Consider the following 26,998-nt stretch of genomic DNA (forward strand, 5'->3'; position numbering starts at 1 on the left):
ATGACCGACACCGCCACGCAAAAGCCCGTCCCCGTCACCGTCCTTACCGGCTACCTCGGCGCCGGCAAGACGACGCTGCTGAACCGCATCCTCACGGAGAACCACGGCCGGAAGTATGCCGTCATCGTCAACGAGTTCGGCGAGATCGGCATCGACAACGACCTCATCGTCGAATCCGACGAGGAGATCTACGAGATGAACAACGGTTGCATCTGCTGCACCGTCCGCGGTGACCTGATCCGCGTCGTCGAGGGCCTGATGCGCCGGCCCGGCCGCTTCGACGCCATCATCGTCGAGACCACCGGCCTGGCCGACCCCGTGCCGGTCGCGCAGACCTTCTTCATGGACGACGACGTGCGCTCCAAGACCGAACTCGACGCCGTCGTGGCCCTGGTCGACGCCAAGCACCTGCCGCTGCGGCTGAAGGACAGCCGCGAGGCCGAGGACCAGATCGCCTTTGCCGACGTCGTGCTCGTCAACAAGACCGACCTCGTGACCCCGGAAGAACTGGCCGTCGTCGAGGCGACCGTGCGCGCCATCAACCCGTCGGCGCGCATCTACCGCACCAACCGCTCTGACATCGACCTGACCAAAGTGCTCGATCAGGGCGCATTCAATCTCGAGCGCGCGCTCGAGAACGATCCGCACTTCCTCGACCACGACGCGCCCGACCATGTCTGCGGCCCCGATTGCGGCCACGATCACAGCCACGATCACGACCATGACCACCACGGCCATCATCACGATCACGACCATCACCACCATGACCACGGACATCACGACCACGGCCCCTCGCCCATCCACGACGTGACGGTGCAGTCGATCTCGCTGCGCGGCAGCGAGATGAACCCCGATCGCTTCTTTCCCTGGATCCAGAAGATCACCCAGACGGACGGCCCGAACATCCTGCGCCTGAAAGGCATCATCGCCTTTGCCGGCGACGAGGAACGCTATGTCGTCCAGGGCGTGCACATGATCGTCGAGGGCGATCACCAGCGCGCCTGGAAGGATGGCGAGAAGCGAGAGAGCCGCCTCGTCTTCATCGGCCGCGACCTCGACCGCGAGAAGATCGAGCGCACCTTCAAGGCCTGCGAGGCGCAGGCGGACTGATGCCGAAAACGACCAACCTGTTTTCGGACAATGGTATGCTGAAGAAAGTTGCCCGCTGATGCCGACTGTCGCTCCTCTCGATCTCGACGGCCATGTTGTCGCCGCGGCGTTCCTCGGCGATGTGCCGTTCTTCGCCAGCGCGACCGGCGAAATCCACCGGCTCGACCATGGCCACAAGGTGAGCCAGGCCAATGACGGGCTGCTGGCCTGCGTCCGCGACGAGGCGAGCGACACGCTCGTCACCGGCGGCGAGGACGGCAAGGTCTTCCGCATCGCCGCCGATGGCACCGCCACGCTTCTCTCCGAGGTGCCGCGCAAGTGGATCTCGGTCGTCGCGGCCGGTCCGCAGGGCGCGGTCGCCTTTGCCGAAGGCCGCACCACCCGCGTCCGCCTTGCCGACGGCACGCTGAAGGAGTTTGCCGAAAGCCGCACCGTCGAGGGCGTCGTCTTCGCGCCGAAGGGGCTGCGCATCGCCGTTGCCCGCTACAACGGCGCCTCGCTGCACTGGGTCGCCATGGCCGGCCAGCCCGTCGATCTCGAATGGAAAGGCGCCCACAACGGCGTCACCTTCTCCCCCGACGGACGCTTCCTCGTCACCAGCATGCAGGAAAACGCCCTGCACGGCTGGAAGCTCGACACTAAGCCCGGCGCCGAGACGCGCCACATGCGCATGACCGGCTATCCGGCTAAGGTGAAATCCATCTCCTGGTCGGCCAAGGGCAAGTGGCTCGCCTCCTCCGGTGCGCCGGCTGCTATCGTCTGGCCCTTCGCCTCGAAGGACGGCCCGATGGGCAAGGCGCCGCTGGAACTCGGCACCCGCGGCGACGTGATGGTGACCGCGGTCGCCTGCCATCCGGCCGAAGACGTCGTCGCGATCGGCTATTCGGACGGCATGGTGCTCGCGGCCCGCTTCTCGGACAACCGCGAGGTCTTGCTGCGCCGGCCCGGCAAGGGCGCGATCTCCTCGCTCGCCTGGAGCGGCAGCGGCAAGCTGCTTGCCTTCGCCAGCGAAGCGGGAGACTGTGGCGTGGTCGACATCGCCGGCTGACGGCGGCGGAGACAATTCCGACACGAATTTCCGATAGGAAGCAGGACAGAAGCGGCCCTTCGGGCGAAGGGCGGAAGGTGCACCGAGGGATTTCCATGCAAGGCAAGCTGCAAGGCGTCGCACAGGACGCCCGGGCGGACCAGTCCCGGGGTCTTCCCGGCACGGGCGACGGCGTATGGAGCACGATCCGCACGGAAGCCATAGCTTTGGCAGAACGCGAGCCGATGCTGCGCTCGCTCGTCCAGCCGATCCTGATATCCTCCTCCGGCACGCAGATGCTCGTCCGGGTGCTGGCCGCCCGCCTGTCCGCAGGCGGCGTTGACCGCGGCACGCTCGAGCAGGTGATGACGGCTGCGGCCGACGGCGACCTGCTGCGCGCCGCCGAGGCCGACATCGCAGCCGTCACCACCCGCGATCCCGCCTGCCCCGGCCCCTGCCATGTCCTCATCAATCTGAAGGGCTTCCAGGCGCTGCAGGCCTATCGCTTCACCCACCGGCTCTGGCGCGCCGGAAAGCGCGAAAGCGCGCGCTTCCTCGCCACCCAGGCCGCGCTCGCCTTCGACGTCGACATCCACCCGGCTGCCCGCATCGGCTCCGGCGTCATGCTCGACCACGGCTCCGGGATCGTCATCGGCGAGACTGCCGTCGTCGAGGATGATGTCTCGATCCTGCAGGACGTCACCCTGGGCGGCACCGGACGGGAGACGGGCGACCGCCATCCGAAGGTCCGCCGCGGCGTGATGATCGGCGCCGGCGCCAAGATCCTCGGCAGCTTCGAGGTCGGCGAATGCAGCAGGGTCGCCGCCGGCAGCGTGGTCCTCAAGCAGGTAACGGCCAGGACGACGGTCGCCGGCGTGCCGGCAGCGCTCGTGCGCGTTCACGAGCGGGCCGAGGTTCCCGCGGAAGAGATGTCGCAAGACATCCTGTAACCGCGGTTGCGACTGCGCGACAAAAACGGACCGGAGTTCCAGGGCAAGGAGGGTACGATGGTCGCCTCGGTCAAACCGTTCCTGATGTTCCAGGGGAGGAAGGCGGAGGAGGCGATGGATTTCTATGCCTCGCTCTTCCCCAACTGCGCCATCGACGAGATCGTCCGCTACGGCCCCGGCGAGGCGGGACCGGAGGGAACGGTCATGGTCGCCCGCTTCCATATCGGCGACCAGTCGATCCTGTGCATCGACAGCCCCGTTACCCACGCCTTCACCTTCACGCCCTCCTTCTCGCTCTTCGTCGAGTGCGAATCCGAGGCGCAGATCCGCGAGATCTACGCAACCCTTTCTGAGGGCGGCGAGGAATTGATGGCGCTCGGCGACCATGGCTTCAGCCGCGAATTCGCCTGGGTCACCGATCGCTTCGGCGTCTCCTGGCAACTGAACCTGAAGTGAGACGGCGGCGGCCCGTGCCAGTACCAGTGCCCGGGCCCCACCATTACCATTCCAACTCCAGGTGCGGCCGGCCGTCGGAGGTTCTCGCAGCCGTCCTGCCCGTCTCGTCGACCGTGCAGTTCACGCGCTGCCGAAAGGCGGAAAAGCTCTCGAAGGTGACCACGTCGACCGGCTCGTCGAAATGCAACGTCAGCCGGTAGTGTCCCGGTTGCGCCGTCAGCGCCTGCACGCCCAGCACCTTCGCATCGAAGGGCTGGCCGAGATAGTGGCCGCGCACGCGTGAGCCGAGCCGCCAGGGATCGAAAGGCGGCCGGTTGCCGACGGCGGCATGCAGGGTGTTCCAGTCGCGATAGCCGTATTGCGCGGCGATGAGCTCTAGCGCGCGGGAATGGCCGATCGGCTGGCCATCGGCTTCGAAGCGTGCCCGAAGGCGTCTGGCCTGATCCTTCAGGCCGTCGAGGGAAGGGAGTGGCGTCGACAGACGCATGGGTTTCTCCAGTGTCTGCATGCGTCATTTCGGAGGGGTCCGCATTGCCGCCGGTTCGCATGCCTAGCAAGCTGGAAAACCGTGTGCTTGTACGAGAGACTTCACCAAAGCTTGCGCTTGCGGACGGCAGGGGCTCTCACCCTGCGCGATTGGGTACACGTCCGGGCAGCCCCTGTCAATTTGTGCAGCGCGCGTCAGCTCTCCGCCGTGCCGATGATCTTCGCCAGCAGCGCATGCAGGTCGTCGCGGTATCCGTTGCGCGCGGAAGGCCCGCTTTCGTCCGAGGTCATCGTCACCGTCAGCCCGAGATCCGGCACGATGTAGAGCATCTGCCCGCCATAGCCCCAGGCGAAGTGAACGGTCCTGCCGCCGATCACGCGCTCGAACCAGCCATAGCCGTAGCCGTCGTTGGAGAAGCGCGAACGGGTGCGCGACTGCCAGGATTGGCGGATCCAGTCCTCCGGGATCAGTTGCTCGCCCTCCGGTGTCCGCCCGCCATTGCGGTAGAGTTCGCCGAAGGCAAGCAGCGACCGCGCGCTCATCGCCATCTGGTTGCCGCCGAGGTAGACGCCCTGCGGATCGCGTTCCCACGCCCCGATGCGAAAGCCGTCGAGCGGTCCCAGCCAGTCGCGCGCCAGCGCCAGCGTCGGCTTGCCGCCGACCTTGGTCAGGATCGCCGAGAGCAGATGCGTCGATGCGGTGGAGTAGAGCATCGCACCGCCGGGTTCGTCGACGAACGGTGCCGCCAGCGCCGTCCGCACCCAGTTCCGGCTCGACACCCAGCGACCGTAGTTGCCCCCCGACATCCGCTCCAGCCCGGCCTGCATGGAAAGGAGATGGCCGATCGTGACCCGCGCCAGCCGCGGATCCGGCCCCGCCGGCAGGTCGGCCCTGAGGATCGGCGCGATCGGCTGGTCGACGCCCTCGAGCAGCCCCTTGCCGATGGCGATACCCACAAGGGCCGAAACGATGCTCTTCGACGCCGACTTGATGTTGGTGCTCTCATCGGTCCTGTGGCCGCGATAGCCCCTCTCCGCTGCGATCGCGCCGTTGCGGGAAACGATGACCGTCCTAAGCGCCGGCAGCGATTGCGCTTCGTCGAGGACGCGCGACAGTGCCGCCGCATCGACCGCCGGCTGTTGCGTGGACGGTTGCACCTGCGCAAAGGCGGCGGACGGGGCCACGGTGGCGGTGAGCGCGAGGGCGGCAAGGAGGGTTCGTCTGTTCATGACGGACACCTAGGACACGGCTTCGCCGAAATCGTGGCCCGTGGGTCGGCATCACGCGCTTTTGAAATGCGGTGATGGCCGGCGCGACCTCGTCTGCGCGCCGGCCCCGCGGCCGCTTGGCGACCGCGGCTCTTCCGCGTCCCTCCCGGAAGAGCGTCTTCAGAAGCGGTAGGTGATACCCGTGCCGATCAGCCAGGGGTCGAGCTTGGCCTTGCCCGACAACGGCGCGCCGTCGAGCTTGACCTTCCATTCCGGCTCGAGGAACAGCTTCTTGACGTCGAAGTTCACGCCCCAGTGCTCGTCGAGCATGTAGTCGAAGCCGACCTGCAGGGCCGCGCCGAACTCGTTCTTGACGTCGAGGTCCGAAAACGCGCCCTTGCCGGACTGGTTGTAGAACAGCGTGTAGTTCACGCCCGCGCCCACATAGGGCTTGAACGCGCCGAAATCGGTGAAGTGGTACTGCAGCGTCAGCGTCGGCGGCAGCAGCCACGTCTTGCCGACCTTGCCGAGTGCATCGATCGAGCCGGCAGCGTCGATATTGGCATAGGTTGTGCCCAGGATCAGTTCGGCCGCGATGTTGTCGGTGAAGTAGTAGGAGATGTCCAGTTCCGGAACGATCGTGTCGCTGTAGGAGAGATCCGATCCGTCGATGCCGTTCACGCGGCCGGAATTGTTGGTAATCACGCCCAACGCACGCAGACGGATCTGCCAGGGACCGAGGGCCTGGATATCCGCCGCCTCCGCCTCCGCCGCCGCGGCCGCCGGTGGCGTCAGGTCCGCCGCCGCAGCAGCCTGCCCGATCGCCACGAGTGCTATGGCCGCAACAAGGCTCAAGGGGCGGGTCAGGGTGTTCGACATCTCTTCTCTCCTTCGTCGATCAACGACAGCGACTCGAAGCGCTGCACCGTGGCCACTATCGTCGGCGGCAACGAGACGGAGTTGAGATGGATCAATACTTTAGCACTGTCTGCCCGCGACATTGCCGCACGCATAGCGACCGTGGCCGATGTGTCACGCTCCCCTCGGCCTGCCGGCCGACCGGGGGGACGGGCCGTGCACCGCAACCGAAAGAGGTACTTCGCAGGTATAAGTTGACTTTGTTTTATAAGCGACGGATCATATTCCCTTGTTTTGCGTGGAGGCTGCCATGGCAATATTTGCGGTGCCTTTCAAAGTCTCACTTCTGGTATTCGGTCTGATCCTTGTCGGCGCCCTGGTTGCAAGCGGAAGCGTGCAGGCCCAAAGCCCGTGCAATCCCAGCATCAGCCAGTGCACATAAGCGACAATGGCAACCGCTCCGGCACAGGATCAGGTCGCTGGCTTTCTCAGCGAGCAGAGTTCCTTTGCGTTGTCGCTTGCGGTGGGCGCGATCGTGATCGCGCTCTATGCGAGGAAACGCATAGAGGAATTCACGCGGCCGCCGAAAGGCGAGGAGTTTGACTTCACCAAGATGCTGACGATGGGCGACATCGTCGGGCGGTCGATCTTCAACCGGTCCTTCGTGCTCTACCTGATCTTCCTGGAGTTCCTGTATCTCTTCATGTGCACGGCCAAGCCCGTCGTGCTGCTGATCGCCAACGATCCGACCGGTGCGCAGGCCCCCTTCCAGGGCATGGCTTGGCCCTTCGGCGCGGCCCTGATTGTGGTCGGCATTCTGCCTTCAGTGCCGATGGTCGCCCAGATCGAGGCGATGCTGCGCGGACTTGCCCAACGCGTCGCCAGCATTCCCGGCGAATTCTATGCCCGCGTGCAGCGCCTGTCGCGCAACGACATAGAGACGCTGGTGGCGGACTCGCCGGACTACAGGCGGGACATGCGCAAGTTCTGGCGCATCCGCAACCTCCTGCTCAGCCTCGGCTTCAACGAGGACCAGGCGACGCTGATGGGGCGCAACTGCATCGCCTTGCGGCTGTTCGCCGGGCTGACGATCCGCGGCGAACGAATCTGGTCGAAGGAGGAATACGAGAAGTACCGGGAGATCATCCAGGTCCTGCGGCCAAAATCCGACATGCTGGAAAACGAGATCGAGACGCTCGTCTCGACGACGCTCAAATCGCCGCAGGTCAGGGAGATCCTGGCGAACTCGAACATCGAGGATCCGGCGCAGGATCTTTCAAGAGAAACCGGCGAGAAGCTGAACCGCGATGCGGAGGCACTGGTCCGCGCTCTGAATGATTCCGTCGACGAGAAGGATCTTAAAGCCGCAAGGAACTACGAGGAACTGGTGAAGCGCTGGTCGCTGCTGGCGAGCGAATGCGAAACCGGCGCAAAGCGCCTCTCCGCCCTCTTTGCGATCCTCGCCCGCAACGATCGCGAAACAGCACTGACGATCAAGAGGGGCGCTGCCCCAGGCATGCTTCCGGCGGCGAAGAAGCCCGACGCCGTTCTGGCAACCCTGTTCAGGCTGGTCAACGACAGCGTCCCCACCTATCCCTGGAGCAATGCGGCGCTGCTTGCGATCGGCATCGGCTTCGTCGGCTGCGTCGTTCCGCTCTGCATCTACCTCTACATCACGGAAGTCCTGACACAGGCCGCAAAGCCTGCAGTCGACTGGGGACAGGCGATCGCCCGGACCGACGCGACGACGATCATCAAGAGCGGGCTGATCACTGCGCTCACGGTGGGCGCCATGTTTGCCCTCACGAGCCTGATCGCCCTGTTTTTGCGTTCGCTGCGGATCGAGGAGGAGAACTGGGAGAGGTTTACCAGCATCTGGAATTTCCCGTTCGCGAACTACCTGGCCATCGTCTGGTGGGGCAGCCTCGCGGCCTTCATGCCGCTCTTGGTATCGTTCATCATCTACTACTACCTTGGTCCAGGCGTGAACGACCTCGACAAGATGACGCCGGAGATCATCGCCAGCGACATGTTCTTCCGCTACATCCTCGGTTTCGTTGCGGTTGCCTACGGCATCAGCACATGCATCATCGCCGATTTCATCGATGAAGGCCGAACGGAAAGCGCTAGGTACATCGTCTATCCGCTGATCTTCATTCTCACGGTCGAGGTCCTGTGCCTGCTCGTCAACCCGAGCTATGCCGAGCAGCCCCGCGCCTTCTGGCACAATTTCGTGGCCGTCGCCTGCTACAGCCTCGTGGCGCTGAAGGTGTTCCAGCGAAGCTTCAGCGAGATCGTCGCGCGGTCCGGCAACAGCGAACCGCGCGAGGTGGCGTCACGGGAGGCATCGCTCGTCTATGGCGGGCCGATGATCTGACCCGCCCCGGCCAAAGGCGAACAGTCGAAGGGCAATAGCCAGTCAGGCAGCCTTCGGAAGCTCGCCCCGCCCGAGCCGGCGCCCGGCGGCGACGAGCAGGCCGGCAGCGCCGTCCAGCCAGCCGTCCTTGAGTTCCAGCGCCAGGAAACGATGGCGCTCGAACGGACCGGGCATGACGAGATGGGCGGCCTTGGCCGCAAAGAAGCCGAAACGCTCGTAATAGGCCGCGTCACCGACGAGCAGCACCGCGCCGTGGCCGCGCTGTGCGGCCTCGGTGATCGCCGCGCGCATCAGTGCCGAGCCGATGCCCGTGCCCTCGTAGGCCGGATCGACGGCGAGCGGGCCGAGCAGCAGCGCCGGCACCGGATTGCCCGACGCGTCGACCCCGGCCTCGACGTTCCAGAGCCGCACCGTGCCGATCACGTGGCCGTCACCATCGCGGGCGACGAGCGCCAGACCTTCCGCCGGCACGCGGCCGCGGCGCAGCTTCTCCGACGACTTGCGGAAACGCCCCTCGCCCATGGCATGGTCGAGCAGGCGCTCACGCGCCAGCACGTCGCCGGCATTCTCCCGGTCGATTGCGAATGCGGATTGCGCGAAAAACGCGCGGACAGAACCAAGAACAGTGGCCATCCCGGCCTCCCGAACTTCAATTGCCGCCACTAGCGGTCATCGGATTTCATTGTGAGTGGCGCTCCCGCCTGCCGCGGGAGCTGCCTCGACCGGTTCAGATCACGTAGGACTTCAGCGGCTCGAAGCCGTTGAAGGCGACGGCCGAGTAGGTCGTCGTGTAGGCGCCGGTGCCCTCGATCAGCACCTCGTCGCCGATCGAAAGGGTGATCGGCAGCGGGTACATGTTCTTCTCGTAGAGCACGTCGGCGGAATCGCAGGTCGGGCCGGCGATCACGCAGGGCTCCATCTCGTCCTGGTCGCGCGCCGTGCGGATCGGGTAGCGGATCGCCTCGTCCATCGTCTCGGCCAGGCCGCCGAACTTGCCGATGTCGAGGAACACCCAGCGATGCGCGTCGTTGTCGGACTTCTTCGAGACGAGCACGACCTCGGCCTTGATCACACCGGCATTGCCGACCATGCCGCGGCCCGGCTCGATGATCGTCTCCGGGATGTGGTTGCCGAAGTGCTTCTTCAGCGCACCGAAGATCGCCTGGCCATATTCTTCGGCCGCCGGCACGTCGCGCAGGTACTTCGTCGGGAAGCCGCCGCCCATGTTGACCATCTTCAGTTCGATGCCCTGCTTGGCAAGCTGGACGAAGACGCGCTTGGCATCGGCGAGCGCCGAATCCCAGGCATCGACCTTCGTCATCTGCGAGCCGACATGGAACGAGACGCCGTAGGAGACGAGACCGAGCTGGTGGGCGTAGACGAGCACGTCGACGGCCATCTGCGGCACGCAGCCGAACTTGCGCGACAGCGGCCATTCGGCACCTTCGCCGTCCGTCAGCACGCGGCAGAACACGCGCGCACCCGGAGCGGCACGGGAAATCTTCTCGACCTCCTCGTGGCTGTCGACGGCAAAGAGGCTGATCCCGAGCCCGTGGGCGCGGGCAATGTCGCGCTCCTTCTTGATCGTGTTGCCGAACGAGATGCGGGCAGGCGTCGCGCCGGCATCGAGCGCCATTTCGATTTCGGCGACGGACGCGCAATCGAAGTTGGAGCCCATGCTGGCGAGAAGGCGCAGGACTTCCGGCGCCGGGTTGGCCTTGACGGCATAGTAGATCGCGCTGTCGGGCAGCGCGTGGCGGAACGCCTTGAAGTTGTCGCGCACGACATCGAGGTCGACCACGAGGCACGGGCCGTCGGGACGTCGGGTGTTCAGGAAGTCGATAATGCGTGCAGTCGCCATTTCAGTAGTCCCCATGATCCAAGGCTCCGGCCAGAAAACCGGAGGACAAAGGGCATACGCGATCATGCGATGGAACCAGCCGGTGGAGACCCCGGAACCAAGCATGCGCGTAGTGCGCGAACGGTGAACCTGAGCCTGCCTAGGCTCGGATTCGGCTTTGTCTGCCATGGATTGGTGGGGGTATCCCAACCGCACTTCCGGCAATGAAGGTGTGCCTCTTCAGTAACCCCGGCTGATGGAAAGCCGGCAGACACCAGAAAGGCCCGCACCGTCGTTGCTTCAAGATGTCCTCGCATTTCCCGGTTGGCCGGAATAGCGACTGGAGCGGTTAGTTCCAGGTACCTTACCGATGACCTCACCTTAGGGACTGATCCCAGTTCGAGGGTCGGCGGACACCCACAGGCACGTGCGACTTTGGGCAAGGGCGGAGATAAGAAGATTCCCTGTCGCAATCAAGAGTTTTTTGGCCCCGCTATTGAAAAAATTCGTACAGCCCACGACATTTCGGTTCCCGCATCCGATACGGCATCGCAGCAAGGACTCATTGCATGGATACGCTGACCCGCATTCGCGCCTACATAGACGTCGTGGATGCAGAGGGGTTTTCCGCAGCGTCCCGCAAGGTCGGCAAGTCCAAGGCGCTCCTGTCCAAGTATGTCCGCGAACTGGAAGACGAGCTCGGCGCGCTTCTCCTGAACCGCACCACCCGCCAGTTCTCGATGACGGAAGCGGGCCACACCTACTACCGCACGGCCTCCGAGATCCTCAAGGAGATCGACAACCTCGCCGATCTCGTCCGCGAGAACAACACCGACCTGAAGGGCAAGCTGAAGATCTCCGCGCCGCGCACCTTCGTGGATGCCGAGATCGGCCAGTCCCTCATCGACTTCGGCCGCGAGCATCCCGAGTTGTCGCTCGAGATCGTTTCCGACGACCGCTTCGTCGACCTGGTCGAGGAAGGCTTCGACGTTGCGATCCGCATCACGCGGCTGGAGGATTCCACCCTGATCGCGCGCAAGCTCGGCGATTTCTACCTGAAGATCTGCGTGGCACCCGAATTCCTGGAAAAGACCGGCCCGATCACCCACCCCTCCGAGCTCTCCCGCCTTCCCTGCGTGATCGACACGAACGGCAAGTCGCACAGCAACTGGCGCTTCATCGACGCCAAGGGAACGAACTTCAGCGTGCCCGTCAGCGGGCACATCGAGGTCAACAGCCCGACCTCCGCCGTGCGCGCCGCCCAGAGCGGCCTCGGCATTGCGCAGGTACCCGAGTTCATCGCGCGCAGCCGCCTCGAATCGGGCGCCGTCGTCTCCATCCTCGACGACTACCTGCCCGCCGACCGCGGCATCTACGCGATCTATCCGCACCGCCGCTACCTGCCGGCGAAGGTGCGCACCTTCGTGGATTTCCTGCATAACTGGTTCAGGAAGAACGGCGACGGCGCCTGAATGCGCGGGGCGCGACAATTCGCGCCCGGCCGAAGTCCCAATTCCGGCCCAATTGCGGTACATTCGGTAACGAATCCTCAAGGCCGGACGAGAGGTTACCCTCGCGCATGAAGCACGCTCCCCTCCTCATCGCAGGTGCCGTCTGGCTGTCGCCGGCAGCCGCCATGGCGCATCCGCACATCTTCGCCGAGGCGCGGCTCGAGGTCGTCGCCGGCGACGACGGCACGGTGTCGGAACTGCGCAATGTCTGGCGGTTCGACGAGATGTTCTCCTCGAGCGTCGTTCTCGACTTCGACAAGAACTCCAACCTCAAGCTCGACCCGGACGAACTGGCCGAGGTGGGCCAGACCGTTCTCGAATCGCTGGAGGAGTTCAGCTACTACACGACGATCACCGAAGACGGGAAGGACGTGAAAGTCGGCAAGCCGGACGCAATCAACGTCGATTTCCAGGACGGCCAGCTTCTGATGTTCTTTACGCTCAAGCCCGGCCAGGCCATGCCTCTGAAGGGCAAGCTGACATTCGGCGTCTATGATCCGACGATGTATGCCTCGATGGATTTTCCGGCGGACGACAACATGGTGGTGGTCGGCGACAGGTTTTCCGCCTGCAAGCACCAGGTGGTGCGGCCGGACCCGGACGAGGTGCTCGCGCAGAACGAAGGCACGCTGACCGACGCCTTCTGGAACGACCCGACCGGCACCGACATGTCGAGGCTGTTTGCGACGAGACTGGAAGTGACATGCTGAGACCTCGACATGCCAAGCCCGCCGCAGCCCTTGCCCTGCTCGCCTTCCTGGCCGGTGCCGGGGCCGCGATCGCGCAGTCGCCGCTCGGCATCGGCAGCGCCGAGCCGGGCTTCAATACCACCGGCATGTTCGGCAGCCTGTTCGCCTGGATCAACGCCCACCAGCAGGCCTTCTATCACGCGCTCACGGGTGCGCTGAAGAACATGCGCGAAAACCCGTGGGCGGCCTCCACCCTCGTCGGGCTGTCCTTTGCCTACGGTGTCTTTCACGCCGCCGGCCCCGGCCACGGCAAGGCGGTCATCTCCTCCTATATGCTGGCAAACGAGATCGAGCTGAAGCGGGGCGTGCTGCTGTCGTTCATCTCGTCGATGCTGCAGGGGATCGTCGCCATCCTGCTCGTCGGTGCTGCCTATCTCGTCCTGCGCGGAACCGCCATCTCGATGACGGACGCCACCCGGGTGCTGGAGACGACGAGCTACGCACTGATCGCGGCCTTCGGCGCCTGGCTGCTCTACCGCAAGCTCTGGCGGAGCCGGTCCCGTTCCACGGCCCCGGTCGAAGCCTATGCCATGGGCCTGGCCGACACCGCCGGCCACGGCCGCCACCTGCATGCCCTTGCCGACCATGGCGCGCATGCACATGGCCACGCCCATTCGCACAACACCCATGCTCAGCATTCGCATGCAGCGGGTGAAGTCTGCGCCACCTGCGGCCATACCCATGCGCCGGATCCCGAACTCCTGAAGGGCGACCGCTTCGCGCTCAGCGAGGCCTGGTCGGCGATCGTCGCCGTCGGCCTGCGCCCATGCTCGGGCGCGCTGATCGTGCTCTCCTTTGCGCTATTGAACGGACTTTATCTCGGCGGCCTGCTCTCGGTCATAGCCATGTCGATCGGCACCGCCATCACGGTCTCGGCTCTCGCTACGCTGGCGGTCACCGCAAAGGGTGTCGCGATGCGCCTTGCGGGCGGCGACAGCGCCGCCCTCCGCGTCGGCAATGCCATCGAGATCCTCGGCGCGCTGCTGGTGATGGTGCTGGGGCTGGTGCTGCTCGGAGCCTCGCTGCAGGGCTGAGCCGGAGGAGCGTCCCTATCTGCCCCTGCGCCTCTGGTGGCGGGCCCTCAGCCAGAACAGCAGAAAGAAGGCGAGCACGAGCGCGGTGCCCAAAGCCGCCGCAAGCCAGGGCGAGACACTGCCGAGCGAGATCATGACGCCCGGCAGGAAGAAGAAGGCGAGCCCGGTGACGAGCAGGATGACGGCGGCGGCGATCGCCGAGGATCGATTTCCCTTCTCGTCTCCGTTCATGGCGCACCCGCCTGCTTCAGCTCTGCCCGGATGTCTTCCAGCCGCCGCTTCTGGTTTCCCTGCGCGTCGAAATTGGCGGGCGACAGCCACGCCTCGAAGGCCTTCGCCGTGACCGGCCACTCGCTGTCGATGATGGAGAACCATGCGGTGTCGCGGTTCTGCCCCTTGGAAAGCATATGCTGGCGGAAGACGCCCTCGAAACTGAAGCCGAGCCGCTGCGCGGTGCGCTTGCTCGCCTCGTTGAGGTTGTGACACTTCCATTCGTAGCGGCGATAGCCGAGATCCTCGAAGGCATGCTTGGCGAGCAGGTACTGGCCTTCCGTCGACAGCGGCGAACGCGCCATCGCCGGGCCATGCGCGATGCCGCCGATTTCCACCACGCCGTTGGCAGGATCCGGCCGCATGTAGTTCGCCATGCCCATGACCTTGCCGTTCGCCTTGTCACGGAAGACCTCCGTCACCCAGCCGCCCTTCTGAACCGAGGCGAGCCAGGCGTCGAAATCCGCGATGCCGGAAAACTCGTCCTGGGTGAAATATTTCAGCAGCGGATTGATCGACAATCCGCCGAAGCCGTCCCACAGGGCTTCGAGATGCTGCGCGCGATCATAGGGCTCGACGCGGACGTACTGCCCTTCGAGCGTCACGGGAGCCGGCGCCGGCCGCGCCGTCCAGTGCTTCAGATCGTGCATGCCTTCTCCCCCCGTTCCCCGGATTGCCGCCGCTTCGCGCGCAGAAGAGGCATAGGGCAGCGACGGCCGGGAAACAAATGCAAAGTGCTGATGGGACGATCAGGCCCAGGGACTGGAACTGGGGCCAGAGTTGGGGTCAACTGGAACCTTCGCCGAGGACACGGTTGCCTCGATGTGATCGACGAGCGCATCCGGCAGTCCGAGGCGGCCGGCGAGCAGGTCGAGATAGCCACGCTCGGCCCGGCTGTCGGGCTCGATCGTCAGCCGCGAGGCCGTATAGAGCTCCACCCGCTGCTCCTCGGTCTTGGCGGCCGCGACGATGCCGTCGAGATCGGTCGGATCGGCGAGTTCCTTCTCCAGGAAGGCGGCCGCATCGCCACTGAGGCCGGAGACCTTGAGCTTGTCCATGATATGCGCGCGCTCGCCGGCGTCGATGTGTCCGTCGGCGCGGGAGGCGGCGATCATCGCGCGGATCAGCGTCAGCGCGAAATCGTCGCTGACGGCCTGCGTGGCAAAACCGGAATCGGATGGCGGCGGCAGAAGCTCCGGCTGCCGCTCGGCATCCGGCGCCGGCGCTGCGGGAGCCTGGCCGGCCTTGTAGTTCTTGTAGGCCTGGTAGCCGAGGCCGGCGATCGCGGCCAGTCCGCCGAGCTTCAGGGCGGTGCCTGCAACTTGACGGCCGCCGCTCGTGCCGAGGAGCACGCCGGCGATGGCGCCTGCTGCAAGCGGGTTGTCCTTGGCGGCCTGCGTCACCTGGCCTGCGCGATCACGCACGGTGCCGCCCGCGCCCGGGATCTGCGATCCGAGAAACTGATCCAGCAACTTTTTCGCATCGAACATCGTGTTCTCTCCCTTCCAGTGTGAGCCGGAGTGACAGATAGGCACGCAAGGCCGGATTACAAACCGTGGCTTTCGAAATCGTGATCGCCGCACGCAAGAGCCGCGCGGCGACCGGTGGCGCAGGAGCCTTTCGGCGTCCCCGGCTCAGCCCTTCAGTTGCGCCGCCTCGGCGGCGAGCCTGGTGATGCCGGCCCAGTCGCCCTTTGCGACCAGATCCTTCGGCGCGACCCAGGAGCCGCCGACGCAGATGACGTTAGGAAGCGACAGGTAGTCCTTCGCGTTGGCAAGCGAGATCCCCCCGGTCGGGCAGAACAGCGTGCCGGCGAGCGGCGAGGACAGCGCCTTGAGATAGGATGCGCCGCCGGCCTGTTCGGCGGGGAAGAATTTCAGCACCTCGTAACCCTCCTCGCGCAGCGCCATGACCTCGCTGGCGGTCGCCGCGCCCGGCAGCAACGGCACCGGCGATTGCGAGGCGGCATCCAGCAGTTCCTGGGTGGTGCCGGGGCTGACGATGAACTGCGAACCGGCCTCGACCGCCTCGTCGAACTGCGCCGCGTTCAGGATCGTGCCGGCGCCGGCGACAGCGCCTTCGACCTCGTCGGCGACGCGGCGGATCGCTTCCAGCGCGGCCGGCGTGCGAAGCGTGATCTCGATCGCCTTGAGGCCGCCTGCGACCAATGCGCGCGCCAGCGGGACCGCTGTCGCCACGTCGTCGATGATCAGGACAGGAACCACCGGCTGCAGCTTCAGCACGGACAGGAGCTTTTCGGTTTTCTCGGCCATCGGCGCATTCCCTAAAACGATTGAATCTGGCGCTGGAATACCTTTTCGAGCCGCTCGTGTCGAGAAAAAAGGCCCGATGCGAAGCCTCGCGGAACCGGATCACGACAGGGCCGGCAGGCACCGGATCCTTTCGCGCCTTGCCATGACAGGCTCATCGTGTACAGTTTGTTCAACCGACTACCACAATGCGAAAGCGAGTGGCATGGCCAAAGAAATCGAAAGAAAATTTCTGGTTTCCGGCAAGCGGTGGCGTCTTTCGGCAGACGCCGGCGTCTCCATCAAGCAGGGCTATCTCGCCACGATGGACGATCGGTCCCTGCGGGTCCGTGCCTATAGTGACGGGCGCGCCTGCCTCACGCTCAAGATCGGGCAGACGGCACTTTCCCGCGACGAATACGAATTCGAGATCGACCCGGCCGTCGCCGAGGAAATGCTGGGCCAGGCGATCGGCACGGTGATCGAGAAGGTGCGCCACGAGGTCGAGCACAAGGGCTTCACCTGGGAGGTCGACGTCTACGGCGGACGCTACAGCGGTCTCGTCGTGGCGGAGGTGGAACTGCGCGACGAGACCGACAAGCCGGAAATTCCCGATTGGGTTGGACGGGAGGTGACCGGCGACTACCGTTACTCCAACCAGGCAATGGCCCTGTCCGAAGGAGCGCTCCGGTCCTCTCATGAGCCTCAGTCTCAAAGCGGATAAATCTCTTCAAAGCGAAGTCCGTCGCGTTGCGTCCCGATATCTCTCGCGGGCGCTCGACGCGCTCGAGCAACAGCCCGAGGGACCGCACGAAGCCATCCACACCGCCCGCAAGCAGTTCAAGCGCGTCCGCAGCCTCTACCGGCTGGTGGCCGCCGCCGACAAGGCCTTCCAGAAACGGGAGAACAAGCGGATCGGAACGCTCGGCCGCAGCCTCGCGGCGAGCCGCGACGCGACGTCGCTGGTGGAAACGGCGCGCAGGCTCGCCGAAGCCGCCTCGACCGTCGAGGAGCGCATGGCGCTGGAACGCATCCACGCGAAGCTGGTGACGCGCCGCGACGCGATGGCCGACACCGCCGTGACGAAGGAACTGATGGAAGAGGCCGTGTCCACCTGCAAGGAGGCGCTGGCGGCCGCGGGACGTCTGCGCATGGACGGGGGCCACAAGCGCGCCGCCGAAATCCTCGGCCACGGCTGGCGGTCGACCGGCCGGAAGGCCGCCGAGGCGCTCCGGCGGGCGAGGGATACCGGCGGGCCTGACTGCTACCACACGCTGCGCAAGCGCACGCAGGACCGATGGGTGCACTGCCGCTTCCTCGCTGAGGCCTGGCCGGCGGCCCTGAACGGAACCCGCAAGCAGGCGAAGGCGCTCGTCACGCTGCTGGGCGAAAACCAGGACATCGCCTTGCTGACGAGCTTTGCCGACGCCCATCCGGGCGAGATCGGCACGCCGAAGGATCTGACGCACCTGCTCGCCGTGATGATCGCCGAGGGCAACCGCCTGCGTACCGAAGCGCTGCCGCTGGCCGAACTGCTCTTTCCCGAAGACACCCGCGAGGATGCCGGCCGCATCGAGCTTCTGTGGCGGCATGCGGCCTGAAGCCGGCCGACATCGCGGCAACGGGGCCGATTGCACCGCAACGCGCAAAGCTGTATTCCAGCGGCCATGACCGAGATTCAGACCGACCCGGCGCCGCAGACGGAAGCATCCTTCCTCGTCGCAGCCCTCTATCACTTCGTTTCCGTGCCGCGCTTTGCCGCGTTGCGCGCGCCGCTGCAGGCGCTGTGCGAGGAAAACGGCGTGCGCGGCACGCTGCTGCTCGCCCATGAGGGCATCAACGGCACGATCGCCGGGCCCGCCGACGGCATCCGCGCCGTCCTCGCCTTCCTGCGCGCCCAGCCCGAATTCGCCACGCTGGAGCACAAGGAGAGTCACGCAGCCGAGATGCCCTTCCTGCGCATGAAGGTGCGGTTGAAGAAGGAGATCGTCACCATGGGCGTCGAGGACATCGACCCCAACCAGGTGGTCGGCACCTATGTCGAAGCGAGGGACTGGAACGCGCTGATCTCCGATCCGGACACGATCGTCATCGACACCCGCAACGACTACGAGACGGCGATCGGCATCTTCAGGGGCGCGGTCGATCCGCAGACCAGGACTTTCCGCGAGTTCCCGGACTGGGTGCGCAACCATACCGGCCTGCACAACAAGCCGAAGATCGCCATGTACTGCACTGGCGGCATCCGCTGCGAGAAGGCGACCGCCTTCATGAAGGAGCAGGGTTTCGACGAGGTCTACCACCTCAAGGGCGGCATCCTGAAATATCTGGAGGACGTGCCCGCGGACGAGAGCCTGTGGGAGGGCGCCTGCTTCGTCTTCGACGAGCGCGTCTCGGTTACCCATGGCCTCCAGGAGGGCGAGCACACGCTCTGCCGCGCCTGCCGCCATCCCCTGACCGCCGAGGAGATCAAGGCCGATACCTTCGAGCCCGGCGTCTCCTGCCCGCACTGCTTCGACAGCCGCAGCGACGAAGACCGCGCCCGTTTCCGCCAGCGCCAGCTGCAGATGGATCTCGCCCGCAAGCGCGGCGAACGGCACCTCGGCAAGTAGCCAGAGGCCGCACCCTCAGCCCACCGGATAGACCCTATTCGGGCATGCCTTCGAATTCGGGAAGGTTGCCCGCCATATGGTCCCACGGCTGGCGGCTGCGGGTCATGATCGCATCCTGCGGGACGAATTCCGAAGGGTCGTCCAGCGTGCCGCCATAGATCGTCCAGCGATCGTCGCCGTCCGGCCCGGAGCCGAGCACGATGGACCCGCAGTTGGGGCAGAAGTGCCGATACGAGGGCTGGCCGCTTTCGCCGGTCACCGCGTAGGATCGCACGTCGCCGCTCCAGGAAAAGTCCGATCGGCTGAAGATCATGTAGCAGCTGTGCCCCGTGCCGGTCGCCTTCTGGCAGTCGCGACAATGGCAGAACCCGGAATACTGCGGGGCGGCGATGGTCTCGTACCGGACCGAACCGCAAAGGCATCCACCCTTCATCACCTGCTCCTCCCTGTTGCAGGAACCATGGACTCTTCGGCAGCATACGCCCGTCTTGCGCTGCAATTACGCGGCCGCTTCCTCACCGCCTCATTCGGCCGCGTCGCGCGCGTTCCCCAAAACGGAAACTGCGGAATCGTTATATTATGTGGTGCATCACGATAGTTCCATTTGGTCCGCCGGAAAAGGCGCCGGCAATGTCCGCGTGCGCCGCCACCGGTGGACGATGCGCATCGCCCCGCCCGCTCGCCCCCGAAGACGCCAGGGCTATCGCGCTTCGCGGCAAGGAGCGATCCGCACGGCGAAGCGCGCCGGTGAGGACAAGCTTCCCCTCACCCTGCACGATCCAGACGCGCAATGGCGATCAGACCTTGACCCAGGCCCCGTTCTTCTTCGACGACTGCACGCAGGCATCGACGAAGAGCATGCCCTTCAAACCGTCGTCGATGGTCGGGTAGACCACGGCCGGGTCGATCTGCTCGCCCTTGCGCCTTGCGAAGATCGCCCGCGCGGCTTCGGTGTAGATGTTGGCGAAGCCTTCCAGATAGCCCTCCGGGTGGCCGGAGGGGATGCGGGAGACGCGCGCGGCAGCGGCATCGGAGCCCGCGCCGCCCCGGGTGAGCAGGCGCTTCGGCTCGCCGAACGGCGTGTACCAGAGATAGTTGGGGTCGGCCTGCACCCACTCGATGCCGCCTTTGGTGCCGTAGACGCGCACCTTCAGCCCGTTCTCGTGGCCCGGCGCCACCTGGCTGCACCAGAGCATACCCTTGGCGCGCGCGCCGTCCTTCTCCTTGAAGCGCATCATCACATGCGCGTTGTCGTCGAGCTTGCGGCCGGGAACGAAGCTGTCGAGATCGGCTGACAGTTCCTCCAGCTCCAGGCCGGAGACGAAGCAGCCGAGATTGTAGGCATGCGTGCCGATGTCGCCGGTCGAGCCGCCGGCGCCGGAGCGGGCCGGATCAGTGCGCCACTCGGCCTGCTTCGACCCACTCTGCTCGACCGCCTCGGTCAGCCAGTCCTGCGGATACTCCATCTGCACCAGCCGGATCGTGCCAAGATCGCCGTTCTTCACCATCTGGCGCGCCTGGCGCACCATCGGATAGCCGGTATAGTTGTGGGTGAGCACGAACAGCGCCTCGCTCTCGCCGGCGAGCTTCTTCAGCTTCTTCGCGTCACCCAAGGTCGAGGTCAGCGGCTTGTCGCAGATGACGTGGATGCCGCGCTTGAGGAATTCCTTGGCCGCCTCGTAGTGGACGTGGTTCGGCGTGACGATCGCCACCGCCTCGATGCCATTCTTCAGCTTCGCCTCGCGGATCGCCATCTCCTTGAACGAGCCGTAGCAGCGCGAGGGATCGAGGCCGAGCTCGCGCCCCGAGGCTATGGATTTTTCCGGTGTCGAGGACAGCGCGCCGGCGACGAGCTCGAAATGATCGTCGAGGCGGGCGGCGATGCGGTGCACCGCACCGATGAAGGCGCCGGCGCCCCCGCCCACCATGCCGAGCCTGATCCGCGGCTGCCGCGCTTCCGTCGTGCTTCCTTCGATGGCCATGCGTGTTCTCCTGAAAAATCTATGCCTGACTTTGCCCCTCATCCGCCTGCCGGCACCTTCTCCCCGCAGGCGGGGAGAAGGACCACGATCGCGACGCTCGCCACGGACGGAACGTCTGAGCAGGCCACGTCCCCTCTCCCCGCCTGCGGGGAGAGGGCTAGGGTGAGGGGCAAGGGTGACGGGTCCTACATTGCTTGCCGGGCCTCAAATCCCCAGCATGCGCCGGTTGGCCGCCTCGTCGGTGCCGGCGCCGGCGAAGTCGTCGAAGGCCTTCTCGGTCACGCGGATGATGTGGTGCTTGACGAAGTCAGCACCCTCGCGGGCGCCGTCCTCGGGATGCTTCAGCGCGCATTCCCATTCGACCACGGCCCAGCCGGCGAAGTCGTTGGCCGCCATCTTGGAGAACACCGCACCGAAATCGACCTGGCCGTCGCCGAGCGAACGGAAGCGCCCGGCCCGGTTCACCCAGCTCTGGTAGCCGCCATAGACGCCCTGCCGCCCGGTCGGGTTGAACTCGGCGTCCTTGACGTGGAACATCCGGATGCGGTCCTTGTAGATGTCGATATTGTCGAGATAGTCGAGGCACTGCAGCACGTAGTGCGACGGATCGTAGAGCATGCAGGCGCGGGCATGGTTGCCGGTGCGCTCCAGGAACATCTCGTAGGTGATACCGTCGTGCAGGTCCTCACCCGGATGAATCTCGTAGCAGACGTCGACGCCACAGCTCTCGGCATGGTCGAGGATCGGCTTCCAGCGGCGGGCCAGCTCGTCGAAGGCCGTCTCAACCAGGCCCGCCGGGCGCTGCGGCCAGGGATAGACGAAGGGCCAGGCGAGCGCGCCGGAGAAACTCGCCATCGCATCCAGCCCGAAATTCCTCGAGGCCGTCAGCGCCAGCTTCACCTGATCGACCGCCCATTCCTGCCGCGCCTTCGGATTGCCGCGCACCTCCGGCGCCGCAAAGCCGTCGAAGGCCTCGTCATAGGCGGGATGCACGGCCACGAGCTGGCCCTGCAGGTGGGTGGAGAGCTCAGTGATCTCGACGCCGTTGTCGCGGGCCTTACCCGCGAACTCGTCGCAATAGGCCTTCGATTCCGCGGCCTTCTTCAGGTCGATCAGCCGGCTGTCCCAGCTCGGCACCTGTACGCCCTTGTAGCCGATGTCGGCGGCCCATTTGGTGATTGAATCCCAGGAATTGAAGGGAGCCGCATCGCCGGCAAACTGCGCCAGGAACAGGCCCGGCCCCTTGATCGTCTTCATCCCGTGCTCCTCGCATCGCGTGCCGCACTTCCGGCCGCGTCTCTCTATGAATGTGCGACACAGGCATCTCTCAGCGCAAACTGCGCCACCTGCAACGTTGCCGCGGACGAAACTAGCGTCGTTTCCCGCATCCGGCAACGGCCGTCGCCCGGCGAAAAACAGACAAGCGGAAGACGCCCGGGCCACAGGGCCCGGGCGTCGTATCAAGGATCAGAACGGCGAGTCGGGGAAGTAGTAGGCTTTCGCGTTCTCGGGCGTGATCAGGGTGGCGTCCAGCGTGTAGGTGCCGTGAACGGGAACCTGGTCGTAGAGTGCTGCCGCCGTCAGTTCCATGGCGGTGGCGACCATCGACGGCGGATAAAGGACGTTGACCGGGAACATCTTGTCGCCGTCGATCACCTTCTTGATCATGTCCTTGGAGCCGGCGCCGCCGATGACATACTTGATGTCGGTGCGGCCGGCCTGCTCGATCGCCTGCAGCACGCCGACGGCCATGTCGTCGTCCTGGCACCAGACCACGTCGATCTTCGGGTGCTTGGTCAGGTAGTCCTGCATGACCTTGAAGGCGTCATCGCGGTTCCAGTTGCCGAACTGGCGGTCGAGCACCTTGACGTTGGAGCCGGCGATGCCCTTGTCGAAGCCGTCCTGGCGTTCCTGATCGATCGGAATCGGCAGGCCGCGGATGACCACGACTTCGGCATCCGGCGTGTTCGCGGCGATGTACTTGCCGGCCACTTCGCCGAGCGCGCCGTTGTTGCCGGCGATATAGAGGTCGCGCACGGAACTGTCGTTGGTCGACGGTGCACGGTCGACGATCGACACGAACGTGCCCTTGCCCTTCACTTCCTTGATCGCGTTGACCAGCGGATCCGGATCGGTCGGCAGGATGACGAGCGCGTCGATGCCCTGGATCTCGAGATCCTGGAGGGCGTTGGCCTGGGTCGCCGGATCCGGCGAGGTCTTGACGATCACGTTCAGGCCCGGATGCTCCTTCATGAGCAGTTCGGCGACGCGGTTGGCGTGGTAGACGACGCCGGCGGTCCAGCCGTGGTCGGCGGCGGGGATCGAGACGCCGATCGTCTTCGTGTCCTGGGCGTAGGCTGTGCCGAACGCCATCGTCGTGGCCACCGCAAGGCCCATCAGTCTCTTGTGCATGCTTTTTCCTCCCGAGGTAACAAAGGGGTCCATGAAGCGGCGACCGGGCGACCCCAAGCCCGGCCGGTTCACGATTTGCGCGTCAGCGAGCGCTGGACGAGCATCGCAATGATGATGATCGAGCCCTGGATGGCACCGATCAGATATTCGCTGATGAAGTTGGAAAGCAGCATGATGTTGCCGACCAACTCCAGGATGAAGGCGCCGCAGATGGTGCCCCAGACGCGGCCTGCGCCACCCTTCAATGCAGTGCCGCCGACGACGACGGCCGTGATTGCCTGCAACTCCCACAGGATGCCGGTCGTGGCCGAAGTGGAGCCGAGGCGCGGCACGTAGAGCAGCACGGCGACGGCGACGCACAGGCCCTGGATGACGAAGGCGATGGTGCGCACGCGATCCACCGCAATGCCCGAATAGCGCGCCACCTCGCGGCTGGAGCCGACGGCGACCACATGGCGGCCATAGCGCGTGCGGTAGAGCACGAAGGCGGCAATCGCCGTCACCAGCAGGATGATCAGGATCGGCACCGGCACGCCCAGCACGTTGCCGAAATAGGCCGGCCGGTAGAGCGCCTGCAGCTCGGACGACTGCAGCGTGATCGCCCCGCCCTGGGAGAGCCAGGTGGTCAGCCCGCGATAGATGCCCATGGTGCCGAGCGTGGCGATGAACGGCTCGATGCGGCCGAGCGTGGTGATCAGGCCGTTCAGCAGACCGCACGCGCCGCCGATGACGACGGCCAGCACCATGGCGGCGACCAGCATCAAGGACGGGTCGGCGATCGCACCGGAATTCATGAACAGGATCATCAGGCTCGCCACGAAGGCGACCATAGAGCCGACCGAAAGATCGAGGTCGCCCGACGAGATCACGAAGGTCGCGCCGACGGCGATGATGGCGATGAAGGCGCTGCGGGTGGCGACGTTGGCGAGGTTGGTCAGCCCGATGAAGTTCGGGTTGACCAGGGCGCCGATGATGAGCAGCAGGATGAGCGCGGCGAAGGGCGCGACCGCCCTGAGATCGACGTCCCGCCAGGTGCGCCGCCGCGGCGCGCGCTCCTCGATTTCGCTGTTCGTGCTCATGTCCAGTGTCAACCTCCCGATGGCGCTAGGCGCCGAAAATCCCTGTCGTCTGCCTTGCGCGCGCTCAGCCTGCAGCCTTCCGCCTCAGGCCGGCCGCATAGCGCATGATCATCTGCTCGGAGATTTCCTCTCCCTCGAGCATGCCAACCAGATGCCCTTCCCGCATCACCGCCACCCGCGTGCAGAGCCCGATCACCTCGGGCATCTCCGAGGAGACGACGATGATCGAGCGTCCCTCGCGGGCAAGGGCTGCGATGAAATGATAGATTTGCTGCTTGGTGCCAACGTCGATGCCACGCGTCGGCTCGTCGATGATGATGACCTGCGGCTCGGTCTCCATGACCTTGGCAAGCAGGAGCTTCTGCTGGTTGCCGCCCGACATGCGCCCGACGCGCACCCGGTCATCGCGCACGCGGATATCGAAGCGCCGCCTGGCGCGTGCCATCGCCTTCGCCTCGCTTGCCGGGTCGAGATAACCGTGCGTCAGGTGCTGGCCGAGCGACTGCAGGGTCAGGTTGGTCGTCATCCCCTCGTCGAGCAAAAGGCCCACGCCCTTGCGGTCCTTGGTCATGTAGGCAAGGCCGCGGCGGTTCGCCTCGCGGAAATCGCCGGCGACGAGCGGCTCGCCATGCAGAAACACCTCGCCGGAAAGGCGCGGACGCAGGCCGGCGATCGCCTCCATCAGTTCCGAGCGGCCCGAGCCGATCAGCCCGGAGAAGCCGAGCACCTCGCCCTTGCGCAATTCGAAGCTCGCATCCTGCACATAGCCGGTGGTCAGGCCGCGGACAGAAAGGACGACCTCCTCGTCGACATCCGGCTCGTGCTTGGTGGGATAGAGGCTGGAGAGTTCGCGGCCCACCATCAGCTGGGCGATCGCCTCGCCGTCGAGCATCGATGTCGGCGCCGTCTTGATCCACTGGCCGTCGCGCAGCACGGTGACACGGTCGCTGATCTCCATCACCTCGTCGAGCTTGTGGGAGACGAAGACGAAGCTCGTGCCCTTGGCCTTCAGCTTGCGGACCTGGTCAAACAGGACGCCCGCCTCCTCGCGCGACAGCACGGCCGTCGGCTCGTCCATGAAGATCACCCGCGCATCGCGGCTGATCGCCTTGGCGATCTCGACCATCTGCTTGTCGGCCACAGCGAGCGAGCTGATCAGCGCGTTCTCGTCGATCCGCGATCCGAGCACGTCGAGCACCCGGCGCGTCTCTGCCCGCATGACTTTTCGGTCGAGCACACCGAAGCGGGCGATCTCGCGGCCGAGGAACAGGCTCTCGGTCACCGTCAGATGCTCGGCGAGATTGAATTCCTGGTGGATGAGGATGATGCCGAGCGCCTCGGCGGTGCTGTTGGCCGGCAGCGTCACCGGCTCGCCGTCGAGCAGCATGCGGCCCGACGAAGGCGGCTGGAAACCCGACAGGATCTTGATGAAGGTGGACTTGCCCGCGCCGTTCTCGCCGACCAGCGCATGGACCTCGCCCGGAAGGATGTCCATATCGACACTGAAGAGAACCTGAACCTCGCCGAACGTCTTCGATATCCGCTCGGCTGCAAGCACCGGCACGGATGCGATCGCCCCATCGTTCGCCATGTTCCCTCCCTGTGGCTCCCCACCACTGGGATCGGTATGTAAACCTTTACATCGCATATGTAAAGGTTTACATCATGTGCATCAGCGGGAATTCCACACCCATGCCGCTTTCAAAGAGTGGCGCTTTGGTTCTAGGGTGCAGGCGATTCCACCCGCAAGGACATCAGGCCAACGTGTCGATCCAGACCCCTGCCACGATCGAGGACGTCGCCCGCCTGGCGGAAGTGTCGATCGCCACCGTCAGCAGGGCAATTCACAATCCCGAGAAGGTCGCCAAGTCGACCCGCCAGCGCGTCAACCAGGCGATCGCGATCACCGGATATACGACCAATGCCATGGCGCGATCCTTGCGCATGGGCCGGTCGAACATGATCCTCGTGCTGGCGCCGGACATCGGCGACCCGAATTTCTCCTCCATCCTGATCGGACTTGAGAACGAGGCGCGCGCGCACGGCTACGGCGTCCTCATCGGCCATACCCAGAACGATCCGGAGCGCGGGCTCGAATACCTGAAGTTCCTGAACTCGAACCAGGCGGCGGGCCTGCTGCTGTTCACCGGCCACGCGCCCTTCGGCCACCAGGAGATGACGCAGCGCCTGCCGCCGTCCGTCGCCGTCTTCGAACCGGTGTTCGGCAGCACCATCCCCTATGTCGGCGTCGACGACACCGCCGGCGCCCGTAAGGCGGCCGAATACCTGTTGTCCGCCGGCCACCGCCGGATCGCCTTCATCGGCGACAGCAAGACGCGGCTCGGCCATCTCAGGCGCCGCAGGGGCTATGATCTCGCCCTCGACGCCGCACGCATCCCGCCGGAGCAGCGCATGGTCATCGACGGCGAAGGCACGATCGAAAGCGGCCGGCTCGCCGTCGAGCAACTCTTCATGCGCGACACGCTGCCGACCGCCTTCATGTGCGTCAACGACGCGACCGCCGTTGGCGTCATGAACGGCCTGTCCGCCCGCGGCTACGATCTGCCGAAGGACTTTTCCGTCATCGGCTTCGACGACGTCCCCCAGGCGACCTACCTGAACCCGGCGCTGACGACCATCCGCCAGCCACGCTCGGCGATCGGGCGTCAGGCGATGGCGCTGTTGCTGCAAAGCCTGTCGCAACCGCTGGCGGAAAGCCGCGAGGTGCTGATCATGCCCGACCTGGTCGTGCGCGGATCGGTGACGTCACCGGCCAAGCGCTGACCC

Annotated in this window: 27 protein-coding genes; 12 read left to right on the top strand and 15 right to left on the bottom strand. The window is 65.4% G+C overall.

What is annotated here, in order from left to right; translation table 11 throughout:
* The 4 genes from GGQ64_RS13040 (at nt 1) to GGQ64_RS13055 (ending at nt 3,543) form a co-directional block, all read left to right on the top strand.
* Nucleotides 1–1,110, top strand: a complete 1,110-nt coding sequence (locus GGQ64_RS13040; protein ID WP_183804860.1) for a CobW family GTP-binding protein — start codon at nt 1–3, stop codon at nt 1,108–1,110.
* Between the two features lie 58 nt (nt 1,111–1,168).
* Nucleotides 1,169–2,158, top strand: coding sequence for a WD40 repeat domain-containing protein (locus tag GGQ64_RS13045; RefSeq protein WP_183804862.1), 990 nt, complete (start codon nt 1,169–1,171; stop codon nt 2,156–2,158).
* A gap of 95 nt (nt 2,159–2,253) precedes the next feature.
* Complete coding sequence (cysE, locus tag GGQ64_RS13050) at nt 2,254–3,087, top strand: serine O-acetyltransferase (RefSeq protein WP_183804864.1); 834 nt, start codon at nt 2,254–2,256, stop codon at nt 3,085–3,087.
* A gap of 57 nt (nt 3,088–3,144) precedes the next feature.
* Nucleotides 3,145–3,543, top strand: a complete 399-nt coding sequence (locus GGQ64_RS13055; RefSeq protein WP_183804866.1) for a VOC family protein — start codon at nt 3,145–3,147, stop codon at nt 3,541–3,543.
* A 43-nt stretch (nt 3,544–3,586) separates the two neighbouring features.
* Here GGQ64_RS13055 and GGQ64_RS13060 read toward each other — a convergent pair whose 3' ends face one another.
* The 3 genes from GGQ64_RS13060 to GGQ64_RS13070 all read right to left on the bottom strand — a co-directional run bounded on the left by GGQ64_RS13060 (nt 3,587) and on the right by GGQ64_RS13070 (nt 6,117).
* Nucleotides 3,587–4,030 carry a glyoxalase superfamily protein gene (locus tag GGQ64_RS13060; protein WP_183804868.1) on the bottom strand — a complete coding sequence of 148 codons (444 nt, stop codon included), beginning with the start codon at nt 4,028–4,030 and terminating at the stop codon, nt 3,587–3,589.
* 194 nt (nt 4,031–4,224) lie between these two features.
* Complete coding sequence (locus tag GGQ64_RS13065) at nt 4,225–5,259, bottom strand: serine hydrolase domain-containing protein (protein ID WP_183804870.1); 1,035 nt, start codon at nt 5,257–5,259, stop codon at nt 4,225–4,227.
* 159 nt (nt 5,260–5,418) lie between these two features.
* Nucleotides 5,419–6,117: an OmpW/AlkL family protein gene (locus tag GGQ64_RS13070; protein WP_183804872.1), complete on the bottom strand. Its 699-nt coding sequence runs from the start codon at nt 6,115–6,117 to the stop codon at nt 5,419–5,421.
* Between the two features lie 427 nt (nt 6,118–6,544).
* Here GGQ64_RS13070 and GGQ64_RS13075 point away from each other — a divergent pair, with 427 nt between their 5' ends.
* Complete coding sequence (locus GGQ64_RS13075) at nt 6,545–8,473, top strand: hypothetical protein (RefSeq protein ID WP_183804874.1); 1,929 nt, start codon at nt 6,545–6,547, stop codon at nt 8,471–8,473.
* A gap of 42 nt (nt 8,474–8,515) precedes the next feature.
* On the opposite strand, the gene GGQ64_RS13080 is transcribed toward GGQ64_RS13075, so the two are convergent.
* Complete coding sequence (locus tag GGQ64_RS13080) at nt 8,516–9,106, bottom strand: GNAT family N-acetyltransferase (protein WP_183804876.1); 591 nt, start codon at nt 9,104–9,106, stop codon at nt 8,516–8,518.
* A gap of 94 nt (nt 9,107–9,200) precedes the next feature.
* Nucleotides 9,201–10,334: an ornithine/lysine decarboxylase gene (odc2, locus tag GGQ64_RS13085; RefSeq protein WP_183804878.1), complete on the bottom strand. Its 1,134-nt coding sequence runs from the start codon at nt 10,332–10,334 to the stop codon at nt 9,201–9,203.
* A 548-nt stretch (nt 10,335–10,882) separates the two neighbouring features.
* Between odc2 and GGQ64_RS13090 the strand changes: the two genes are divergently transcribed.
* The 3 genes from GGQ64_RS13090 to GGQ64_RS13100 all read left to right on the top strand — a co-directional run bounded on the left by GGQ64_RS13090 (nt 10,883) and on the right by GGQ64_RS13100 (nt 13,607).
* Nucleotides 10,883–11,785: a LysR family transcriptional regulator gene (locus GGQ64_RS13090; RefSeq protein ID WP_183804880.1), complete on the top strand. Its 903-nt coding sequence runs from the start codon at nt 10,883–10,885 to the stop codon at nt 11,783–11,785.
* Between the two features lie 107 nt (nt 11,786–11,892).
* Nucleotides 11,893–12,534 (top strand): DUF1007 family protein, encoded by a 642-nt coding sequence (locus GGQ64_RS13095; protein WP_183804882.1) that lies wholly within the window; start codon nt 11,893–11,895, stop codon nt 12,532–12,534.
* On the top strand, nt 12,528–13,607 hold the full coding sequence (locus GGQ64_RS13100; protein WP_183804884.1) for a nickel/cobalt transporter: 1,080 nt from the start codon (nt 12,528–12,530) through the stop codon (nt 13,605–13,607). The genes GGQ64_RS13095 and GGQ64_RS13100 overlap by 7 nt, the downstream gene beginning before the upstream one ends.
* A gap of 15 nt (nt 13,608–13,622) precedes the next feature.
* On the opposite strand, the gene GGQ64_RS13105 is transcribed toward GGQ64_RS13100, so the two are convergent.
* The 4 genes from GGQ64_RS13105 to GGQ64_RS13120 form a co-directional block, all read right to left on the bottom strand.
* A complete protein-coding gene (locus tag GGQ64_RS13105; protein WP_183804886.1) occupies nt 13,623–13,838 on the bottom strand; it encodes a hypothetical protein in 216 nt (71 codons plus the stop codon).
* Nucleotides 13,835–14,527, bottom strand: coding sequence for a GNAT family N-acetyltransferase (locus GGQ64_RS13110; protein ID WP_183804888.1), 693 nt, complete (start codon nt 14,525–14,527; stop codon nt 13,835–13,837). Before GGQ64_RS13110 ends, GGQ64_RS13105 begins: the two co-directional genes overlap by 4 nt.
* A gap of 99 nt (nt 14,528–14,626) precedes the next feature.
* The gene (locus GGQ64_RS13115; protein ID WP_183804890.1) at nt 14,627–15,367 is read right to left on the bottom strand and encodes a tellurite resistance TerB family protein; all 741 of its coding nucleotides are present in this window, start codon (nt 15,365–15,367) and stop codon (nt 14,627–14,629) included.
* 144 nt (nt 15,368–15,511) lie between these two features.
* Nucleotides 15,512–16,150: a 2-dehydro-3-deoxy-phosphogluconate aldolase gene (locus GGQ64_RS13120; RefSeq protein ID WP_183804892.1), complete on the bottom strand. Its 639-nt coding sequence runs from the start codon at nt 16,148–16,150 to the stop codon at nt 15,512–15,514.
* A gap of 202 nt (nt 16,151–16,352) precedes the next feature.
* On the opposite strand from GGQ64_RS13120, the gene GGQ64_RS13125 reads away from it, so the two are divergent.
* The 3 genes from GGQ64_RS13125 (at nt 16,353) to trhO (ending at nt 18,738) form a co-directional block, all read left to right on the top strand.
* Nucleotides 16,353–16,850 carry a CYTH domain-containing protein gene (locus GGQ64_RS13125; protein ID WP_183804894.1) on the top strand — a complete coding sequence of 166 codons (498 nt, stop codon included), beginning with the start codon at nt 16,353–16,355 and terminating at the stop codon, nt 16,848–16,850.
* Nucleotides 16,825–17,727, top strand: coding sequence for a CHAD domain-containing protein (locus GGQ64_RS13130; protein ID WP_183804896.1), 903 nt, complete (start codon nt 16,825–16,827; stop codon nt 17,725–17,727). Before GGQ64_RS13125 ends, GGQ64_RS13130 begins: the two co-directional genes overlap by 26 nt.
* A 66-nt stretch (nt 17,728–17,793) precedes the next feature.
* Nucleotides 17,794–18,738, top strand: a complete 945-nt coding sequence (gene trhO / locus GGQ64_RS13135) for an oxygen-dependent tRNA uridine(34) hydroxylase TrhO (RefSeq protein ID WP_183804898.1) — start codon at nt 17,794–17,796, stop codon at nt 18,736–18,738.
* A gap of 34 nt (nt 18,739–18,772) precedes the next feature.
* Here the strand turns inward: trhO and GGQ64_RS13140 are convergent, their stop codons facing one another.
* From GGQ64_RS13140 to GGQ64_RS13165, 6 genes are all read right to left on the bottom strand, one after another.
* Nucleotides 18,773–19,171, bottom strand: a complete 399-nt coding sequence (locus tag GGQ64_RS13140) for a GFA family protein (RefSeq protein ID WP_183804900.1) — start codon at nt 19,169–19,171, stop codon at nt 18,773–18,775.
* A gap of 364 nt (nt 19,172–19,535) precedes the next feature.
* On the bottom strand, nt 19,536–20,720 hold the full coding sequence (locus GGQ64_RS13145) for a Gfo/Idh/MocA family protein (RefSeq protein WP_183804902.1): 1,185 nt from the start codon (nt 20,718–20,720) through the stop codon (nt 19,536–19,538).
* Between the two features lie 204 nt (nt 20,721–20,924).
* Entirely contained in the window at nt 20,925–21,977 is a 1,053-nt protein-coding gene (locus GGQ64_RS13150) for a sugar phosphate isomerase/epimerase family protein (protein ID WP_183804904.1), read from the bottom strand.
* Between the two features lie 210 nt (nt 21,978–22,187).
* Complete coding sequence (locus tag GGQ64_RS13155; RefSeq protein ID WP_183804906.1) at nt 22,188–23,132, bottom strand: substrate-binding domain-containing protein; 945 nt, start codon at nt 23,130–23,132, stop codon at nt 22,188–22,190.
* A gap of 68 nt (nt 23,133–23,200) precedes the next feature.
* Nucleotides 23,201–24,211 carry an ABC transporter permease gene (locus tag GGQ64_RS13160; protein WP_183804908.1) on the bottom strand — a complete coding sequence of 337 codons (1,011 nt, stop codon included), beginning with the start codon at nt 24,209–24,211 and terminating at the stop codon, nt 23,201–23,203.
* Nucleotides 24,212–24,275: 64 nt separating this feature from the next.
* Entirely contained in the window at nt 24,276–25,802 is a 1,527-nt protein-coding gene (locus GGQ64_RS13165) for a sugar ABC transporter ATP-binding protein (protein WP_183804910.1), read from the bottom strand.
* 173 nt (nt 25,803–25,975) lie between these two features.
* Between GGQ64_RS13165 and GGQ64_RS13170 the strand changes: the two genes are divergently transcribed.
* Nucleotides 25,976–26,995 carry a substrate-binding domain-containing protein gene (locus tag GGQ64_RS13170; protein ID WP_183804912.1) on the top strand — a complete coding sequence of 340 codons (1,020 nt, stop codon included), beginning with the start codon at nt 25,976–25,978 and terminating at the stop codon, nt 26,993–26,995.
* Nucleotides 26,996–26,998 lie beyond the last annotated feature (3 nt).

Source organism: Mycoplana azooxidifex, from assembly GCF_014196765.1.
Lineage (GTDB): Bacteria > Pseudomonadota > Alphaproteobacteria > Rhizobiales > Rhizobiaceae > Mycoplana > Mycoplana azooxidifex.

Coding starts and splice junctions, on each gene's coding strand:
- GGQ64_RS13125 (WP_183804894.1), top strand. CDS start 16,353: ATGGCCAAAGAAATCGAAAGAAAATTTCTGGTTTCCGGCAAGCGGTGG.
- GGQ64_RS13100 (WP_183804884.1), top strand. CDS start 12,528: ATGCTGAGACCTCGACATGCCAAGCCCGCCGCAGCCCTTGCCCTGCTC.
- GGQ64_RS13110 (WP_183804888.1), bottom strand. CDS start 14,527: ATGCACGATCTGAAGCACTGGACGGCGCGGCCGGCGCCGGCTCCCGTG.
- GGQ64_RS13115 (WP_183804890.1), bottom strand. CDS start 15,367: ATGTTCGATGCGAAAAAGTTGCTGGATCAGTTTCTCGGATCGCAGATC.
- GGQ64_RS13070 (WP_183804872.1), bottom strand. CDS start 6,117: ATGTCGAACACCCTGACCCGCCCCTTGAGCCTTGTTGCGGCCATAGCA.
- GGQ64_RS13165 (WP_183804910.1), bottom strand. CDS start 25,802: ATGGCGAACGATGGGGCGATCGCATCCGTGCCGGTGCTTGCAGCCGAG.
- GGQ64_RS13040 (WP_183804860.1), top strand. CDS start 1: ATGACCGACACCGCCACGCAAAAGCCCGTCCCCGTCACCGTCCTTACC.
- GGQ64_RS13060 (WP_183804868.1), bottom strand. CDS start 4,030: ATGCGTCTGTCGACGCCACTCCCTTCCCTCGACGGCCTGAAGGATCAG.
- GGQ64_RS13065 (WP_183804870.1), bottom strand. CDS start 5,259: ATGAACAGACGAACCCTCCTTGCCGCCCTCGCGCTCACCGCCACCGTG.
- GGQ64_RS13120 (WP_183804892.1), bottom strand. CDS start 16,150: ATGGCCGAGAAAACCGAAAAGCTCCTGTCCGTGCTGAAGCTGCAGCCG.
- GGQ64_RS13155 (WP_183804906.1), bottom strand. CDS start 23,132: ATGCACAAGAGACTGATGGGCCTTGCGGTGGCCACGACGATGGCGTTC.
- GGQ64_RS13090 (WP_183804880.1), top strand. CDS start 10,883: ATGGATACGCTGACCCGCATTCGCGCCTACATAGACGTCGTGGATGCA.
- odc2 (WP_183804878.1), bottom strand. CDS start 10,334: ATGGCGACTGCACGCATTATCGACTTCCTGAACACCCGACGTCCCGAC.
- GGQ64_RS13055 (WP_183804866.1), top strand. CDS start 3,145: ATGGTCGCCTCGGTCAAACCGTTCCTGATGTTCCAGGGGAGGAAGGCG.
- GGQ64_RS13095 (WP_183804882.1), top strand. CDS start 11,893: ATGAAGCACGCTCCCCTCCTCATCGCAGGTGCCGTCTGGCTGTCGCCG.
- GGQ64_RS13080 (WP_183804876.1), bottom strand. CDS start 9,106: ATGGCCACTGTTCTTGGTTCTGTCCGCGCGTTTTTCGCGCAATCCGCA.
- GGQ64_RS13130 (WP_183804896.1), top strand. CDS start 16,825: ATGAGCCTCAGTCTCAAAGCGGATAAATCTCTTCAAAGCGAAGTCCGT.
- GGQ64_RS13045 (WP_183804862.1), top strand. CDS start 1,169: ATGCCGACTGTCGCTCCTCTCGATCTCGACGGCCATGTTGTCGCCGCG.
- trhO (WP_183804898.1), top strand. CDS start 17,794: ATGACCGAGATTCAGACCGACCCGGCGCCGCAGACGGAAGCATCCTTC.
- GGQ64_RS13105 (WP_183804886.1), bottom strand. CDS start 13,838: ATGAACGGAGACGAGAAGGGAAATCGATCCTCGGCGATCGCCGCCGCC.
- GGQ64_RS13150 (WP_183804904.1), bottom strand. CDS start 21,977: ATGAAGACGATCAAGGGGCCGGGCCTGTTCCTGGCGCAGTTTGCCGGC.
- cysE (WP_183804864.1), top strand. CDS start 2,254: ATGCAAGGCAAGCTGCAAGGCGTCGCACAGGACGCCCGGGCGGACCAG.
- GGQ64_RS13145 (WP_183804902.1), bottom strand. CDS start 20,720: ATGGCCATCGAAGGAAGCACGACGGAAGCGCGGCAGCCGCGGATCAGG.
- GGQ64_RS13140 (WP_183804900.1), bottom strand. CDS start 19,171: ATGAAGGGTGGATGCCTTTGCGGTTCGGTCCGGTACGAGACCATCGCC.
- GGQ64_RS13075 (WP_183804874.1), top strand. CDS start 6,545: ATGGCAACCGCTCCGGCACAGGATCAGGTCGCTGGCTTTCTCAGCGAG.
- GGQ64_RS13160 (WP_183804908.1), bottom strand. CDS start 24,211: ATGAGCACGAACAGCGAAATCGAGGAGCGCGCGCCGCGGCGGCGCACC.